Genomic DNA, 16,584 nt, shown 5'->3' with positions numbered 1-16,584 from the left:
CTTCGTGGCTTATTTTTTGTGTTAGCGTATCAGGTTTTCCAATTGGCTGAAGCATTTTTTGCCTTGCAGATAATACATCCGTAAAAGGCTTTTGGTGAGCACGCCTGAAGGTTTGGCAACCGTTGCGAGGCGCAGGTTGGTTTCCCGTTTGGCCGCAAGATCTTTACGGAGGGCTTTATAATCTTTTCGGGCTTTAGGAACCTGTAAAGCGTGCTTGAATTGCCCCGTCAAAAGCATTTGCATTGCAGCCACATAGTCGAGCACAAAGCGAGGTAAAGCAATCTTTTGCAATTCTTCGTCGGTCATATTTTTGTATAACATGCTCCAGTTATTGCGGAAATTGAGATAGGTCTTTCGGCTGTTTTTAGCACTCATGCTGCCCCCTCCAAGGTGATAGACGGTGCTTTGCGGAATACATAAAATAGAACGTCCGCGGCTTTTCAAACGCCAGCACAAGTCGATCTCTTCCATGTGAGCAAAAAAGGTATCGTCGAAGCCACCGGCATCAAAGAATTCTTTGGAGCGTATGAACAGGCAGGCACCTGTTGCCCAGAAAACTTCCCGTATGGTGTCGTATTGACCTTTGTCTTCTTCCAGAGATGAGAACAAGCGTCCACGGCAAAAGGGGTAGCCCAGCCGGTCGATGAAGCCGCCGCAGGCTCCGGCATGTTCAAAGCGAGCACGGTCGTTGAGAGCCATTATCTTAGGCTGGCAGGCTGCAACTTCCGGTTGTTCATCCATTATCTTTTCCAGATTCTCCACCCAACCAGCTGTGACTTCCACATCAGAATTGAGCAAAATAAAGTATTCGGCTTCAATTTGAGCCAAAGCTTTGTTGTAGCCTCCGGCAAAACCATAATTTTTGTCGAGCTGAATCAGGCGCAACTGCGGGTATGTGCTTTTCAAAAACTGAATAGAATCGTCTGTAGAACAATTGTCTGCAATTACAATCTCGGTATCGGCGGTGGTGGTGTGTTGCACTACCGACGGCAGAAAACGTTCCATGTGGCGTTTTCCATTATAATTCAGTATAACAATGCTGATTTTCATTCTTTTTCTCTTTTGTGTTTCCAGCGTTTATGTGACCAGAGGTAAAAAGCCGGATCACGTTGTATGGTTTGCTCTACTTTACGAATAAAGCGTTCACATATTTCATAGGGTTGCAAAGAAGCCGGATCGCTCTCAATAATCGACAGTGTAGCTTTGTAATAACCCCGTTTTACAACCTGACAATCAATATAATATACTGAAAAATCAAGTTGTCGGGCTATTTTATCCATGCCTGTAAGTACCGGTGTATCCTGATGGAGAAAGTTGCTCCAGTATTCCAGATTGTTTACCGAAGGCGTTTGATCCGAGACCATGGCAACAACGTGAGGCTGTTTGCTTTGCTTGATCCGTATCATCGCTCTTAACGTGTTGTTCTTCGCAATATTGAATGTGCCGAATCGTTCCCGCGCTTTAATGAAAAGCTCGTCGATGCCGGGGTTTTTTAACGGACGGTAAACAGCTGCCAGTGTTACACCCGGGCGAAACCGGCGTTCAAGCGTTGAGAGCCAGTCCCAGTTGCCATAATGACCAAGAAGCAGAATGATGTTTTTCCCTTTGTCGAGTTGTTCGTAAAACAGATCAAAATTGTCGATTGTTATCCGTTTGTCTAACTCTTTTTCTGAGATGCGGGTCATCTTTATCAGTTCAACGCCATAATCACAAAGGTGGCGATAGAACTTATTTTCTATAGCTTTGAGTTCTGCGTCATTTTTCTCAGGAAATGAATTGCGAAGATTCATTCTTACAACATTCAGGCGGTAGCGAACAACTTTGTGAACAAAGAATGCTGCAATATCCGAAATCAGGTAAAGCACAGGTAACGGCAAACATGCAAGTGTTCCTGCAAATGCGTAGAAAATGTAATAACCTAATGTATCGCTAAGTTTTTTCATCAGCCAACTCCGATTTATTTGAGGGGTATGGTATATCCGATATTGTAAGTGAAGCCCCAGACGGTGCCACCTGTGATGCCATATCCGGGAACATACCATGGAGAATAGGTTTGGGCGCCGGTCGATAATCCCATTTTCAGGCGTCCGCTCCATCCCAATGTTATGTTTTTGAATACATTGAGCCTGACTCCGGCTACAAACTCACCCCATTTTGCAGAGGCTTTCAGATCGTTGGCATTTGTCACAGTGCCGGTTTTCCAGTATTCGTCTGCCAAAGGAAGGTTACGAATGTCATAACTGAAAGGCGAAAAACCGAAACGCAGTCCGACAAACAGGGTAGATTGTGCGATTTGTTTCGGATTGTTTGTTTTCAAAAGATTGACGTTGATCCCGATACGGTTGTACATCCCCTTGGCGATATATTGACCTCCCTCGTCGGCAATATGATTGATATTGGCATAACCAATTTCCCATACAGGAAACCATTTGTTGCGGAGGTTCAGGTCAGCGGAAGCTTCGAAATAGGATACTCCCGAGCTTTGTAATTTGCTGATAAAGGGGCCGGCAACGTCAGCCTGAACCGATATTGCCCTGAGCAAGGGCTGTGGTTCTGCCTTTTTTGCTACAGGCTTCTTGGCTGCCTGCTTTACCGGAGGTTTACGATCTTTGTTTTGTTGACCCATAACTCCCGGAATACAAACGATCAGCACCAACAAGCTAAAAATATATCTGGAGATTTTCCCGTTTTGTAGTGCTGACATTATCGTATTTTACTTTTATTCGTTTTACTTTGTGCTGAGTGTAAGATAATTTGGTAGAATCCAGTTTGTGCGTCACCAAGCAACCACATTCGAGCGACAGATACTTTTGGATATTAGCGTGAATTACAGTCAGCGTATCGTAAATGGTGTTGAACCGGATGACAAACCTGCTGGTATCGTTCATCTTCTGCAAAGGCATACTGATAGAAGTCACCGACTTGGAGTTAGAATACAGCAAAGAATCATTTCCCAAACCTTTTACCCAAATACTGTCAACGGTAAACGTTTTGGTAGTGTCGTTCTTAATTGTGTAAAAATTAGACGTCATTACTACATAACGATTTTCGTGACAGCTGTTGTCGTTGGTGCAGGCTATATAAGCAGCGGCCAAAAGCAAGAATAAGGCTATAGAAAGCAGTTTGTTCATTCGTTTAACGATATTCCACCAGATCAGATAAAGGTTTGCGTTGTTTTTCTTCCACCACTAAGTCGTCTGGGTTGGAAGGATAACCAACCGGAATTAAAGCAATGGGTTCCATGTGTTTTGGGATAGACAATGCAGCCACGCATTTGCGTACGTCGAAATTGCATATCCAGCAAGTACCTAATCCCTGATCGGCAGCCGCCAGAGTGAGGTGTGTAATGGCAATGGCCACATCCACATCGCAATAGTCTTTTTCGTCGGAAGAACGTTTCCACGATCTGTTGTGGTCGCCGCAAACAACGATACATGCCGGCGCAGTGCTGAACCATTCGCGTGGATAGCAATCCTGTAACTGGTTAAGCAGAGCTTTGTCTGTTACTACAATCATTTTCCACGGTTGGAAATTTACAGCCGAGGGTGCGATACGTGCTGCTTCAAGCAGATATTCAATCTTTTCCTGTTCTACGGACTGTGCCTTGAAACTACGCACAGAATGACGTTTGCGGGCAAATTCTATAAAGCTCATATGATATTCAAAATTAAAAGTTGCAAGTTCAAAGTTAGAAAATTTATCCTGTTCGGTAAAGACAAATTATTGATGGGCTATTTTTTTAAGCGCAGCTTCGGTAGCATCCAGTAAGGGTTGTGTCGAAATCTCTTTACCTACAGCTCCTTTCATCCATATCTGTGGCGTAAATCTTCCCTGAGAATAGATTCGTTCTATTTCAGAAGCCAGTGTTTCTTTTGTGAAATGTTGCTCTAGTTGGAACTGGATCAGAAAGCCAAAAGGATAGTTTGAAAGGTATAGAGGATCATTGATCATGTGCGAATAAATGCCCAGAATAGGGGAGTCTTTATCTCCGAGTACCGGTGCATAAAAACGGTTCCATACGTCTTTAGCGCATTGTACTACGGCATCTCTCAGTTCGTTTGCCGTAGCATCAGGATGTGCGTAAAGCCATTGCCATGTGTGCAAATCAACAAGCGAAACTCCCATAATTTCGTAAACATCCCAGAATGTATCGAGTGTTTGAAGTGCTTCAAGGTTTTCAACTTTGCCTGAATATCCCAGTAGGTCTAAATCGCGTTTTTGGAAAACAAAGGCAAGCGCCTCTGTATGAGCCGTGTTTGGGATGCCACGCAGCATGTAATCGTCAACGTCATGCAGACTAATGGTTTGTTCCACGTTATGTCCGAACTCATGAGTGGCAATGTTATAGCCTTTATAATCCATTCCGTTAGCTCCCACGCGGGTACGCAACCGTACTTTTTCGGATTTGGATTCCGATCCCATGGCATGACCTGATCCTCGTGCCGGATCTATAGCAACGTTTTGCGCAATGCGGTGTGCTTCATTTTCGCTAAAACCAAGTTTTTTCAGAATATTTGCCATGTCAGCACCATAAGCCTGTGCTGTCGGATATAACTTCTGCGTTTTAGCGGTCAGTTCATCTTCCGGGATAACGCTTCTTACCTTGAACCCGTCGTACCAGATGTCGAACGGTTGCAGTTTACGTCCCAGTCGCTTGCTGATCACCGCTGCAACTTCTTTCACTTGCGGCGACGACAGGTATGAAGTGAAAAGCTGTTCAACCTCTGAAGAAGAGATTTCCATTCCATGATCGAACGAGCGTTGTATGTAAGTCGGGTAGAGCGGGCTATAGGCGTCTGCTGCTTTCTGAGCCTTGAATTGGTTCAATAGGATGCTGTAACGTCGGTTACCTTCAGCAGCAAGAGTAATTTCTTTACCATCTTTCCATGTCTTATTCTGGTAAGGATTCCATTCATATGCAGGGTTGTTGATAACGTCGGCAGGAATGGTTTGATCCACAATGTGTTTCATTACAGAATAGATCATCTGTTGTTTTTCAAGGCCGCGTTTTTTGTCAGCATAATCCGATTTGAGTTCGTCACGCAGGTTCCAGTGACTAAGCAGTTTCATCGAAGCCGGGAATAATTTCTCCCCTTTGTTGTTTACGAGATGCCCCATCATGATGTTGTACTCGGCAATGTAATTCTCTCCTGCCATTGAGGCAGCCGAAATGTTTTGATTGAGCGCTGCCGGTACACGTTCGATAAACATGTCACCCATGCGTGCATAACCCCATTGTTCTCGGTTCCACAGTTTACCGGCCTCATTTTTCTCTTGAAGTGAGTAAAACGGAAAATTCAGCATGGTGATGAAAGCAATCTTGTTGGCAAACATATCATCCTGAAAGTGTGCAGCGACATCGTAGCCGGCAAAAAGTTCGTCGACCGGCGTGATGGCTGGACCATCAATGTGAACCGGCATCTTCAGGTGGACGTCCATCGTGCTGTAACCGCCTGTCAGCGTTTCAAATGCTGTTGATAGTTTCGAATATAAGGCTTTTTTTGTTTCCGGTGTGGATGCGTAATTATCATTGCAGAAACGTGTGAAATCAGCTTCGGAGCCATCCTGTAAAGTCCAGAAAGATGCAGTCTGGTGCACACCCTTCACCATTAGGTCATTGTTGCCAAATTTGCTAACCATGCCGGTAATGGTGGTTTCAACGGTTTTGGGAGAAATAGCTTTAGAGTTGGCAGCCATAGACGATACACAAACAGATGTCAGTAGTGCCATAACGATGAGTTTAAACAGGTTCTTTTTCATTCTTTTCAGGCTTGGTGACGGCTAAATGCCGGCTGGAGATTATCCTAAACGTTCATTCATCTCTTTTTTCAACATATCGAGAGCGATGTCGAGAGTCGTTCCGCTGGCAGCGTTATAGGTTTCAATAATAAGTTGTGCCAATGCTATACCTGATGATCCGGTCGGCAGTCGTGTGGCGCAACTGTTGACCAGCTGCAGCATACTTTCTTTGGCATTTCTCACCATAATCCAAACGTCGTTGCCGACATACAGCTGTTGCGACACATTGTGCTCGTATTCGTTACGTATAATTTCGAGTAACTGGCTTTGAAGTGCGGCAGCAGTCATCGATGCGCAAGGTTGTCGCATGGCAAGATTATCCGGAATCATTCTTTCAATGAAAAGCGTGAGCCGTTCGTAGGCCTGCAATCTCGCCGGAGTGATAAGTTCTGCAGACGTGCGTAAAAACTCGTAACGACGGCGTTTCTCGTTTTCGTTGTGCAGTTGCTTAAGAACAACGTATGTGGCAAATACTACCAGTACTGCTGGTAAGGTATATTTTAGTATGTCGAGAAAAATGTCCATCTGATTTACTATTTAATCATTTACGATTTACAATTTGTCAAAGCCCCTGGACTTTTCGTCTTCAAATCTTAAATCGTCTTTTCGATATTGTAATTGTTACGTTCGGCAGAGTTTCTGGAAATGAGCTCGCCTAAAAATCCGGCAAGAAACATCTGCGTACCTAAAATCATGGTGGTGAGTGCCAGATAAAAGTAAGGTGTTGATGTAACAAGCGGTGACCGGGTTCCTGTTGAAAGAGCGTACCACTTCATGCCTCCGACAACCAGCACGGCAATAAATCCGAGCAGAAACATTACGGTGCCCCAAAAGCCGAAAAAGTGCATTGGCCGTTTGCCGAATTTTGCCAGAAACCAGAGCGAAAAGAGATCGAGGTATCCATTTACAAAACGGTTCAATCCGAATTTAGAAGTACCGAATTTGCGGGCCTGATGTGAAACTACTTTTTCCCCGATTTTCTTGAATCCGGCAACTTTCGCCAGATAAGGAATATAGCGGTGCATTTCGCCATATACCTCAATATTCTTGATCACTTCGCTTCGGTAAGCTTTGAGACCGCAGTTCATATCGTGCAGTTTCAGGCCGGTTACCTTGCGGGCAGTAGCGTTGTAGATTTTCGAAGGAATATTTTTAGTCAGAGTACCGTCATGACGCTTCTTTTTCCATCCCGATACCAGATCATACTTTTGGTTAACAATCATATCGTAAAGTTCGGGGATTTCTTCTGGACTGTCTTGCAGGTCGGCATCCATAGTGATTACAACATCACCCTGGGCTTTGTCAAATCCGCAAAACAGAGCCGGTGATTTCCCGTAGTTGCGGCGGAATTTGATGCCTTTGACAACATCGGGAGCCTTCTTTTGCAGTTGTTCGATGACTTTCCACGAATGATCGGTACTGCCGTCGTTGATAAAGATTATTTCGTAACTATAGTTATGTTTCGTCATAACTCTGGCAATCCAGTCAAAAAGCTCCGGAAGCGATTCTTCTTCGTTGTAAAGAGGTACTATTATTGAAATATCCATATTTTTATATCGAAATGGGTGTGATTTTTATGTGTTATTGGAATGGGTTTGCTTTGCGTTGAACAAAACCTGCGATGATGAGCGAAATGATGCATCCACCTAAAATGAAGGATACAAAAAAGTCGCTTATCACATAAAAGTGTGGTTGCATAATCTTGTCAATCATGTTTATGTTCTCAACCGAGACATTAAATTTTTCATACATCACTTTCGCAGCTTCTGCGGCCTGAGCGAGAATGTCCTGATTAATAAAGCGGAAATACACAAACTGAACCAGTTCTACTATCATGCCTGAAAAGAAGTAAAGTCCGCAGCCGAGACCCCATGCAGCGCCGAGACTAATGACCCCGTTCAGCTGTTTGTCCCGGTAATTTTTGATAACATAATAGATTAATACAGGTATACCAAACAGCATGATGAAAGATATGACCGAGAACAGAGCGAGATGAGTTAATCCTAAAAAGAATCGTAAACAAATATAAACTCCTAAGTACAAGCCATATTGCATGGCATATTTTGTTTTGCTTGGTTCCATTTATTGAATCAGTATCAGTGTCGTTTAAATAAAAAAATCCCTACTTTTTAACGTACAAAAGTAGGGAAAATTTTTTGCAATTAAAGTGGTTTTTCTTGTCTGTCGGCTGAATCCGTTATTGCATGGCCATACTAACCGGATCTGCGTGAATGGCCGCCATTCCGCATTTCCTGACACATTTACCACATTGAATGCATTTGGAACGATCAATCACTGGTAAACCGAATCCGGCTTGAGTGATGGCTCCTGTGGGGCATATATTTATCAAGGGGCATCTATGGTTTTGAGGACATAGATTGCTGTCGATTATCAAAGCCATATTTTTTATTTTACTGCTTCAGCCTTTTTCAACAAGACTTCATTGATTGCCTGTTTTAGGGTCTCTTTAGGTAGCGCTCCCATTGCCATTTGAGGTTTTTCTCCCATCGGGCAGAATAGAATGCTGGGGATGCTTTGTATTCCGAATAAGGCAGCAAGCTCTTGTTGTTCTTCTGTGTTTATTTTGTAAAAGTCGACTTTGCCGGCGTATTCATGCGAAAGCTCTTCCATGATGGGTGAAAGCATTTTGCAGGGACCACACCAATTGGCATAAAAGTCTATGATACACGGTTTGTTACCCAGAAAAACCCAGTCTTTGGGATTTTTCTCGAAGTTCATCACTTTGGTAAGAAAATCTGCTTTAGTTAGTTCTATTGTTCCCATTTTATTTTCTGTTTGTTTGTTGTTCACTGTTTTTGTTTCTTTTTTTGCACTGCACGATAGCGTCGTGAATGCCAATATGATGCTGAATAATAATGTGCGGGTCATGTGAATTCGTTTTTGAAATTATTCTGTTGTATCAGGTTTTTCTTTGTCTTTCTTTTTGTCCGGCTTACCCATGCTGAATAGCAGACCTCCCATGAGTGCTCCGTATAGCGTGCTATTGACCGGCGAGCTGGTGATGGGGCAGTGCCCGGACGTACATCCTACGAAATTCCAGTAAAGAAATCCTCCTATTGCTCCGACGGCAATACCGGCAACTATCAGTATGTTCTTTTTTATGAATTGAAGAATTTTTTGTCTCATTGTGTATATTGTTTAGAAAATATCAGATGATTTGGAGCTAAATGAACTGTTTGAGTATTTCAGGAACACAGAGTTGATGCTGTGTTATTTGTTTCTGCACTTTGTCGCCTGTTTCGGTCAGTACAAAAAACATATTCCTTTTGTCTGATTTGCCTAGTTGGCGTTCTAAAAGGCCTTTATCTTCAAGCGACTTGATGACTTTGGATGTCTGTGAACATTGCATTCCAGCCGCTTCTGCAATCTCGGAAGCACACAAGGATTGATTGTTCAGCGTACAAAGAGTCATCGCCTCATTCAGATTTAACCCGAATTCTTGTATCAGTTGTTGCTCGCATTCTCCGATGGCTTTGTAAATGTTACGCAGCGTGCATATACAATTTGCTCTTTGTGTATCGTTCATTTCTCTTCTATTTTGATGCAAAGGTAAAATGATAATTTCCAAAATAAATAATTTCCAATGGAAAATAATTATAAAAAAATAAAACAGAACAGCTACGAATAGATATTCTGTTTTATTTCAATGAATTATATTATAGAGAATTGAGAATGCTTTTTACTTTTTCTGAAATCAATCTGCCTTCAGCTTTACCGGCCAACTGTTTGCTTGCAACTCCCATTACTTTACCCATTTCTTTCGGGCCTGTAGCGCCAACCTGTGCTACAATAGCCTGAATGGCAGCGGTCAATTCTTCGTCACTCATTTGCTGTGGAAGATAAGCTTCGATTACGGTGGCTTCAGCCAGTTCGGTTTCAGCTAACTCAGGACGGCCTTGTTCTGTGTAAATAGAAGCAGAATCCTTACGCTGTTTTACCATCTTTTGCAGAATTTTCACTGCCTGTTCGTCCGTAAGTTCTCCATCTGATCCTTTGGCTGTTTTTGCTTCAAGAAATTCTTTCTTAATTCCACGGAGAGCTTCCAGTTTTACTTTTTCTTTGGCAAGCATTGCAGCCTTAATATCATCACTCACTTTTTCAAAAAGTCCCATAACGTTTATTTTTCAGGTTAGTATCCTTGTGTAACGGATTAAAATTATTTTTGTTTGCGCAGATATGCAGGCGTATTCTCAATTTCAGACAAAGTGTCGTCATTGTCAATATCTTCCAGCATGAAGCTCAATTGCGACATGTCTTTTTTTATTGTGTTGCCGTAGAACCTGTCCATTTGCTTGTTGGAAGCCGGTTGCAGTGGTTCTGCCTGAGGAGTAGGGGTCGGAGTTGCTGCCGGCGCAGGCGTGGGCGATGGTTTAGGCGCTTCCACTACAGGCGCTGTCGCAATCACAGGACGAATTATCTCCAGTTCCGGCTCTTTCGACTTCTTTGCAAAATGAAGTTCTTCGATATTCTTGTCTCCAATCATATCGGGAATCTGATCGATGCCGAAACCGGTAGCTATAATTGTAATTTTTACCTTGTCTTCCAATCCGTCTTCGAAACTTGCACCCCAGATCACTTCCATATCCGAACCGGTAGATTCCATGAAGCGGTTGATTTCGGCCACTTCTTCCATCTTGATTTGGTTCGAGTTGGAACAATAGACATTCAGTAATATTTTCTTAGCACCACGTATATCGCTGTTGTTGAGCAGCGGAGAGTGAAGCGCATCCTCTATGGCACGGCTTACACGGTTTTCACCTTCTGCAAAACCGGTGTTCATGATGGCAACGCCACCTTCTTTCATGATGGTGTATACGTCGGCAAAGTCAACGTTGATATACCCGGGAACGGTAATGATTTCGGCAATTCCTTTTGCGGCATTGGTCAATACATCATCGGCCTGAGCAAATGCATTCGACAGTTCAAGGTCGGGATAGATCAAACGGAGCTTTTCGTTGTTGATTACAAGCAGAGCATCAACGTATTTTGCCATTTCGTCCACGCCGTCCAAAGCCTGAGCGATTTTCTTCTTGCCTTCGAAAGCAAACGGGATAGTTACGATACCTACCGTCAGGATGCCCATGTCTTTAGCTACCTTTGCAACAACAGGCGCAGCTCCTGTTCCTGTTCCGCCACCCATTCCGGCAGTGATAAAAACCATTTTGGTGTTGGAACTAAGCACTTTTTCAATATCGGCTAACGACTCCATTGCTGCATCTTTTGCGCGTTCGGGACGTCCGCCGGCACCCAGTCCTTCGGTAATTTCCGCACCAAGCTGAATTTTAATGGGCACGGGCGACTTTTGAAGAGCCTGATTGTCGGTGTTGCATACAATGAAGGTTACGTCGGTGATGCCACGGTGAAACATGTGGTTTACCGCGTTACCGCCGCCACCTCCTACACCGATTACTTTAATGATAGAAGTGGTTTCCATCGGAAGGATGAAATCAATTAAGTCGTTGTCCTGTCCCATAGTATTGTTGAGTTATGATTTTCAATTCGTTAGAATTAATTCTTGTTTTCGTTCGAAGATTCCTCTTCTTCGCTGAATAAGTTTATTAAGCTGTTGGCAACTTTGCCTCCGATTTTATTGAAAACGTTGTTGCGCTTGATTTTAGGCGGTTTAGCTGGCTTTTGCGGTTTTTCCGGCTTGCCGGTCTCAATAGCTTTTTCTTCTTCCTGATAGGCACAGTCCATATCAGCCGACAATAGGAGCCCGACCAACGGAGAATAACGAATGTCATAATAACGTTCGTTGGTGCCGTCTTCCAGATGCAGGTTGTGTGTCCCGAGACGAACCGGTAGTTGTGTTTTTTGTTGTATGAGGGCATCCAGGTTTTGCAGTTTGGACGCATTCCCGGTAATAATAATGCCAGCTCCCAAATGTCCGGCTAACCCTGATTTTTGAATATGTACAAAAATCAGATCCAGAATCTCGCCCGCACGTGCTTCGGTAACCATAGCGAGCGTTTGAAGCGGTATCCGTTTCGGCTCCATCCCCGGTATTTCCGATTTTATAGTGATGCGCTGCGATGGATTTACTGTGGATCGTATTGCATTGGCAAACTGAATTTTGATTTGCTCGGCAATATTTTCCGGTAGTTCGAGACTGGTAATATCTTTGGTGATATTTTTTCCGCCTAACGGAATTACCGATAAATAACGCAGGTAACCGTGGTGGAAGATTGCAAGCGAGGTACAATGAGCCCCGAAATCGACTAATACACAGCCCTGCTCTTTTTCAATGTTGGATAAAAGAGCGTCTGCCGTCGTTACAATTTGAATAGGGGTGTTGACCAGCCCGTATCCGGTTCGTTCTATACACCGCTCAATATTGGTTTTGAGTTCAGGTTTGCCTAATATAACGCGGTAGTTTGCCACGATCTTTTCGCACAGACAACCAATTGGTGATGGTTCAATTTCATCATCAACTCTGGTTTCCTGCATGTAGACTTCGTAAATGGCGCCTTGTTCAGTTTTTGCGTCTCTAACTTCACTAATCATTTCGTGAAGGAGTACGTCTGTAACTTCAGCACCGCTGTTCAATTGACGCCCGTTGGATGCTTTGAGCGTTTTAAGTGAACGCCCGTTAAGCCCTACATATATCTGCCCGATATCTCGTCCAATGCGGTTTTCCAAAAGCTTGAGTAAGCGGTTTACGACAGCACTGGCACTACTGGGGTTGATAATTTCCCCATAGCGGACACCTTCCGAATTGCCGGTTTCGACACCCAGAACTCGTAGCTGACCTTCTTCGTTTTTCTGAACGGCCATTGCTGTAATTTCGGAACTTCCGATATTAAGGGCAACGTATATATTGTTTGTATCCATAATCTTTTTCTTCCTTACCTTAATTCTTATTGTATTGGTTCGCTACCTTCCACTTCCTGCTTTACGGGAACGGGTTCATCCGATTTCTTTGAACAAATCACTTTGTCCCTGTATTGCAAATCTATATAGGAATATCGGTTCCATCCGATCGTGTTAAAAGCTTTGTTGTAAAGCTCCATCAGTTTCCCAAGCTTTTGTTCGTATCGGTCTACAGATCCTAAGTTGATAATATAGTCACCGACTCTGGGAACTAACTCCACTGTAGAATCGTTTTGTACATAAATTTGTTCAATCTGAGCGTTCCAAAACTCATTCCCCTGAAGAAAGCGAATGAAAGGGAATAGCTTGTAGCGGATATATGTTTGACTCACAGTTCCCGAAACGATAGGTACGTATGTGGAATATCCGGGTACAAATGGCATTTTGTGAAAATCGTTGTCCAAATAGTAATTTTCGGTAGTCATCACATGTACGATAGGCTGTCGTTGCCAGACGCTGATTTTGACATTTCCGTCAAGTGTTTTGTAGCAATCTACCTTGTCAATGTACGGGTTTTTCCTGATTTCGCGTTCAATTTTTCCGATATCGATATGTTTCATCGTTTGACCGACCAGATTTAGATTGCGGCTCTCAAGCAATCTGAATACTTCTTTTGAGGTGATGAATCCAATTTTTGAGCTGTCTTCCACAGTAACCTGCACACCATGACAAACCTCAGTCGATAATCTGCCTGAAAACGAGACTCCGGCAAAAATCAAGTAGGAAACGACTAATAAACAGCCGATTGAAATGAATACTATTTTCCAGCGAATTTTCATAATATAGGAGACAAAGATAGAAAAAAGTCTATTGTGAGAGATGTTAATATTAAGAAAAAACAACGTTGAAGTCATTTTTCTTGTTGGCTCATTTTAAATAAAACCGTATTGAAAGATAAAGTCTTTTGTAATTGGAGGTTGCCTCCATTTTAGTTTTGCTATCGTAAATCGAAAAACATTCGTACTTTTGTGCCTTAATTAATTAAATGCGTATTTCCTTTCAGATGGAATTCAGATATAATACATTCAGCTATTTTATAGTTTTAGTTTTCAGTGTTTTGCTGATAGCTTGTGCGAACAGGGGAATGGGTCCTACCGGCGGACCTAAGGATATTACTCCTCCGGTTTTGTTGAGAAGTGTTCCTGCTGTGCAACAAACAAATGTAACAGCGAAACATATTGATCTTTATTTTGACGAAATAGTTCAATTAACGAATCCGTCAGAAAAAGTCGTTGTTTCTCCGGCGCAGATTGAACCGGCAACGATTAAAGCTATCGGTAAGAGAGTGTCGATTGTGTTGAACGATTCACTCAAGGCAAATACGACCTACACAATTGATTTTGGAGAATCTCTGGCTGACAATAACGAGAAGAATGTACTGAAAAATTTTGCATTTAGTTTCTCCACAGGTGCGTCTATTGACACGATGCAGATTGCCGGTACGGTTCTGGATGCTCATACGCTCGATCCAGTTCCGAATATTATTGCCGGAATTCATGGAAATTTGAATGATTCTGCTTTTACGCATATTCCATTGCTGCGAGTTGCAAAAACCAGTGAAAAAGGAACGTTTTCAATCAAGGGGGTTCGCAATGGAAAGTACCGGGTGTTTGCTTTGAATGACCAGAACGGTAATTTCTTCTTTGATCAGCCGGCTGAAGGTGTAGCGGTGTATTCCAATCCTGTTCAGACATCTTCTAAAATGGATGTGCGAAACGATACTATTCGAACAGATTCTGCTAAGATTGATACCATAATGAAAGTGAACTATGTCCGGTTTTTGCCGGATACGCTTGTTTTGCGCTATTATAAAGAAGAGTTTTCGCGTCAGCGCTTAGTGAAGAGCGAACGGTTAACTCAGGATAAGATAACTCTCTTTTTTGGTGCGAAAAATGATACGCTGCCTGTTCTTAAGCCATTGAATTTTAAATGGAAGCAACCTCCGTTGTTGCAACGTAGTATAAAAAATGATACGTTGTCTTATTGGATTAAAGATACAATTGCGGCAAAGATGGATACGCTTAAAATGGCATTGTATTATCACAAGTCAGATTCGGTGGGCAACCTGATTGCCACCACAGATACTCTTTTGTTCAAATTTCATCACCCCAAAAAAGCTTCTGCAGCGACGAACAGCAAAGCGGGGAAAGAAACTAAGAAGAAAGTTGAAACATGGAGAATTAATTCCGATTTGGGACAGGATGTAGATATTGATAGACGCATTTATTTCAAATTTGAGTCGCCGGTGGTGAAGATCGATTCATCCAAACTGCATTTTTACGTGAAGGTGGATACGCTTTGGAAGCCTGCGGTCATGCATCTTAAACGGGATGATGATGTCGGATTGATTTATTCCATGTCATATCCATGGAAACCAGATACCCACTATAAACTGGAGATGGATTCGGCGATGTTTACCAACTGGAAAGGCTTGGTGAACGATACTTACAAGCAAGCGTTCAAAGTAAGGGCTTTGGAAGATTATGCGTCGCTTATAATCAACCTTGCTCCGTTTACAGAGCATACAGTATTGGAGTTGCTGAATAATAAAGATGAAGTGGTAAGAACCCTAAAGGCAAAACCGAGCCAGAATACATTCAGTTATTTACTCCCTGGCGATTATTACCTGCGAATGTATATCGACGCGAATGATAACGGACACTGGGATACCGGTAATTACAAGCAGAAGCGTGATCCGGAACAGGTCTATTATTTCCCTTCAAAAATCACATTGCGGGCCAATTGGGATATTGAGCAGGACTGGAATCCGACAGAAATTCCACTTGACAAGCAAAAGCCAAGAGAAATAGTAAAAAAGCCCGAGAAATCAGGTAGCAGCGGAGGCCGCTAATTGATATAAAACAAACCCCGAAGAAATTCAACAGATTCTTCGGGGTTTGTTTTATATGGTATAATCAATATCAGAAAGCGATCGGTTTGAGCTTTAGTCCCGTGTTTTCGGGAAGCCCGAAAATCAGGTTCATGTTATGGACGGCCTGTCCCGAAGCCCCTTTCAACAGATTGTCGATAACGGATATTATCAGCAACTTATTGCCATGTTTTTCCAGGTGCAACACACATTTGTTGGTGTTGATCACTTGTTTCAAATCCGGGTTACTGTCAGCAACAATGGTAAACGGATGGGCAAGATAATAATCGCTGTATAATTTCTTTGCTTCTTCGATAGTGAGATCGCATTCGGTATAAACCGTTGCAAAGATTCCTCTGGCAAAGTCTCCGCGCACAGGGATGAAATTAATCGGAGCTTCAAATGATGATTGTAATTGCTTTATCGACTGTGTTATTTCGGCAAGATGTTGGTGCTCAAATGCTTTGTAAACCGAAATGTTGTCGTTCCTCCAACTGAAGTGTGTGGTAGAACCCGGTTTCACCCCGGCTCCGGTAGAACCCGTAATGGCGTTCACATGTACTTCGTTCAATAAACCGTTTTTTGCTAAAGGTAATACCGCCAGCTGAATCGCGGTAGCAAAGCATCCCGGATTAGCAATATGTTGAGCTTTGACGATGTCATCATGATTAAGCTCCGGGAGTCCGTACACAAAATCGTGGTCATCTCTTTTTGCCCGGTAGTCGGTCGACAAGTCAATGATTTTTAGGCTTGCCGGCAATTCATGACTGTCAATGAATTTCTTTGTATCGCCATGCGCTGTGCAGAAAAAAAGCAGGTCTATTGCCGGTAACAATTCCAGACTATCGGTAAAAACAAGGTCGGTTTCTCCGAGCAAACCGCTGTGTACTGCCGTAATTTTGTTTCCGGCATTGCTTCCGCTGTGTACAAACGTAATTTCTACTTCAGGGTGATTGATAAGCAATCTGAGCAATTCTCCGGCTGTGTAACCGGCTCCGCCAATTATTCCAGTTTTTATCATAGTG

19 protein-coding genes are annotated in these 16,584 nt (G+C 42.9%); 1 reads left to right on the top strand and 18 read right to left on the bottom strand.

The window, feature by feature from the left end:
* Positions 1-21: 21 nt before the first annotated feature.
* From F8N35_RS12565 to F8N35_RS12485, 17 genes are all read right to left on the bottom strand, one after another.
* A complete protein-coding gene (locus F8N35_RS12565) occupies positions 22-1,050 on the bottom strand; it encodes a glycosyltransferase family 2 protein (protein ID WP_293053594.1) in 1,029 nt (342 codons plus the stop codon).
* On the bottom strand, positions 1,047-1,943 hold the full coding sequence (locus F8N35_RS12560; RefSeq protein WP_293053593.1) for an acetyltransferase: 897 nt from the start codon (positions 1,941-1,943) through the stop codon (positions 1,047-1,049). The genes F8N35_RS12565 and F8N35_RS12560 overlap by 4 nt, the downstream gene beginning before the upstream one ends.
* Before the next feature lie 14 nt (positions 1,944-1,957).
* The gene (locus F8N35_RS12555) at positions 1,958-2,704 is read right to left on the bottom strand and encodes a DUF6048 family protein (RefSeq protein ID WP_293053590.1); all 747 of its coding nucleotides are present in this window, start codon (positions 2,702-2,704) and stop codon (positions 1,958-1,960) included.
* Entirely contained in the window at positions 2,661-3,131 is a 471-nt protein-coding gene (locus F8N35_RS12550; RefSeq protein ID WP_293053587.1) for a DUF6452 family protein, read from the bottom strand. The genes F8N35_RS12555 and F8N35_RS12550 overlap by 44 nt, the downstream gene beginning before the upstream one ends.
* Positions 3,132-3,135: 4 nt before the next feature.
* Entirely contained in the window at positions 3,136-3,654 is a 519-nt protein-coding gene (locus F8N35_RS12545; RefSeq protein WP_293053584.1) for a nitroreductase family protein, read from the bottom strand.
* Positions 3,655-3,720: 66 nt separating this feature from the next.
* A complete protein-coding gene (locus F8N35_RS12540) occupies positions 3,721-5,730 on the bottom strand; it encodes a hypothetical protein (RefSeq protein WP_293053581.1) in 2,010 nt (669 codons plus the stop codon).
* A gap of 69 nt (positions 5,731-5,799) precedes the next feature.
* On the bottom strand, positions 5,800-6,324 hold the full coding sequence (locus F8N35_RS12535) for a hypothetical protein (protein ID WP_293053578.1): 525 nt from the start codon (positions 6,322-6,324) through the stop codon (positions 5,800-5,802).
* A 68-nt stretch (positions 6,325-6,392) separates the two neighbouring features.
* Positions 6,393-7,346, bottom strand: coding sequence for a glycosyltransferase family 2 protein (locus F8N35_RS12530; protein WP_293053575.1), 954 nt, complete (start codon positions 7,344-7,346; stop codon positions 6,393-6,395).
* Positions 7,347-7,380: 34 nt separating this feature from the next.
* Positions 7,381-7,881 (bottom strand): DUF4199 domain-containing protein, encoded by a 501-nt coding sequence (locus F8N35_RS12525; protein ID WP_293053572.1) that lies wholly within the window; start codon positions 7,879-7,881, stop codon positions 7,381-7,383.
* A 115-nt stretch (positions 7,882-7,996) separates the two neighbouring features.
* Entirely contained in the window at positions 7,997-8,200 is a 204-nt protein-coding gene (locus F8N35_RS12520) for a 4Fe-4S binding protein (RefSeq protein WP_293053569.1), read from the bottom strand.
* Between the two features lie 5 nt (positions 8,201-8,205).
* On the bottom strand, positions 8,206-8,688 hold the full coding sequence (gene trxA / locus F8N35_RS12515; protein ID WP_293053567.1) for a thioredoxin: 483 nt from the start codon (positions 8,686-8,688) through the stop codon (positions 8,206-8,208).
* Between the two features lie 18 nt (positions 8,689-8,706).
* Positions 8,707-8,946, bottom strand: coding sequence for a DUF6132 family protein (locus F8N35_RS12510; protein ID WP_293053564.1), 240 nt, complete (start codon positions 8,944-8,946; stop codon positions 8,707-8,709).
* A gap of 37 nt (positions 8,947-8,983) precedes the next feature.
* Entirely contained in the window at positions 8,984-9,346 is a 363-nt protein-coding gene (locus tag F8N35_RS12505) for a winged helix DNA-binding protein (protein ID WP_293053561.1), read from the bottom strand.
* A gap of 130 nt (positions 9,347-9,476) precedes the next feature.
* On the bottom strand, positions 9,477-9,932 hold the full coding sequence (locus F8N35_RS12500; RefSeq protein ID WP_068705585.1) for a GatB/YqeY domain-containing protein: 456 nt from the start codon (positions 9,930-9,932) through the stop codon (positions 9,477-9,479).
* Between the two features lie 44 nt (positions 9,933-9,976).
* Positions 9,977-11,293 (bottom strand): cell division protein FtsZ, encoded by a 1,317-nt coding sequence (gene ftsZ / locus F8N35_RS12495; protein WP_293053556.1) that lies wholly within the window; start codon positions 11,291-11,293, stop codon positions 9,977-9,979.
* 35 nt (positions 11,294-11,328) lie between these two features.
* Entirely contained in the window at positions 11,329-12,651 is a 1,323-nt protein-coding gene (gene ftsA / locus F8N35_RS12490; RefSeq protein WP_293053553.1) for a cell division protein FtsA, read from the bottom strand.
* 26 nt (positions 12,652-12,677) lie between these two features.
* Positions 12,678-13,469 carry a cell division protein FtsQ gene (locus tag F8N35_RS12485; RefSeq protein ID WP_293053550.1) on the bottom strand — a complete coding sequence of 264 codons (792 nt, stop codon included), beginning with the start codon at positions 13,467-13,469 and terminating at the stop codon, positions 12,678-12,680.
* Between the two features lie 224 nt (positions 13,470-13,693).
* Between F8N35_RS12485 and F8N35_RS12480 the strand changes: the two genes are divergently transcribed.
* The gene (locus F8N35_RS12480) at positions 13,694-15,541 is read left to right on the top strand and encodes an Ig-like domain-containing protein (protein WP_293053547.1); all 1,848 of its coding nucleotides are present in this window, start codon (positions 13,694-13,696) and stop codon (positions 15,539-15,541) included.
* 70 nt (positions 15,542-15,611) lie between these two features.
* Here F8N35_RS12480 and argC read toward each other — a convergent pair whose 3' ends face one another.
* Entirely contained in the window at positions 15,612-16,580 is a 969-nt protein-coding gene (gene argC / locus F8N35_RS12475; protein WP_293053544.1) for an N-acetyl-gamma-glutamyl-phosphate reductase, read from the bottom strand.
* Positions 16,581-16,584: the final 4 nt, after the last annotated feature.

The sequence above is a fragment of the Paludibacter sp. genome, assembly GCF_009712605.1.
Lineage (GTDB): Bacteria > Bacteroidota > Bacteroidia > Bacteroidales > Paludibacteraceae > Microbacter.
The sequence above is the reverse complement of the archived record's forward strand: the minus strand, read 5'-3'. Positions and strand labels throughout refer to the sequence as shown.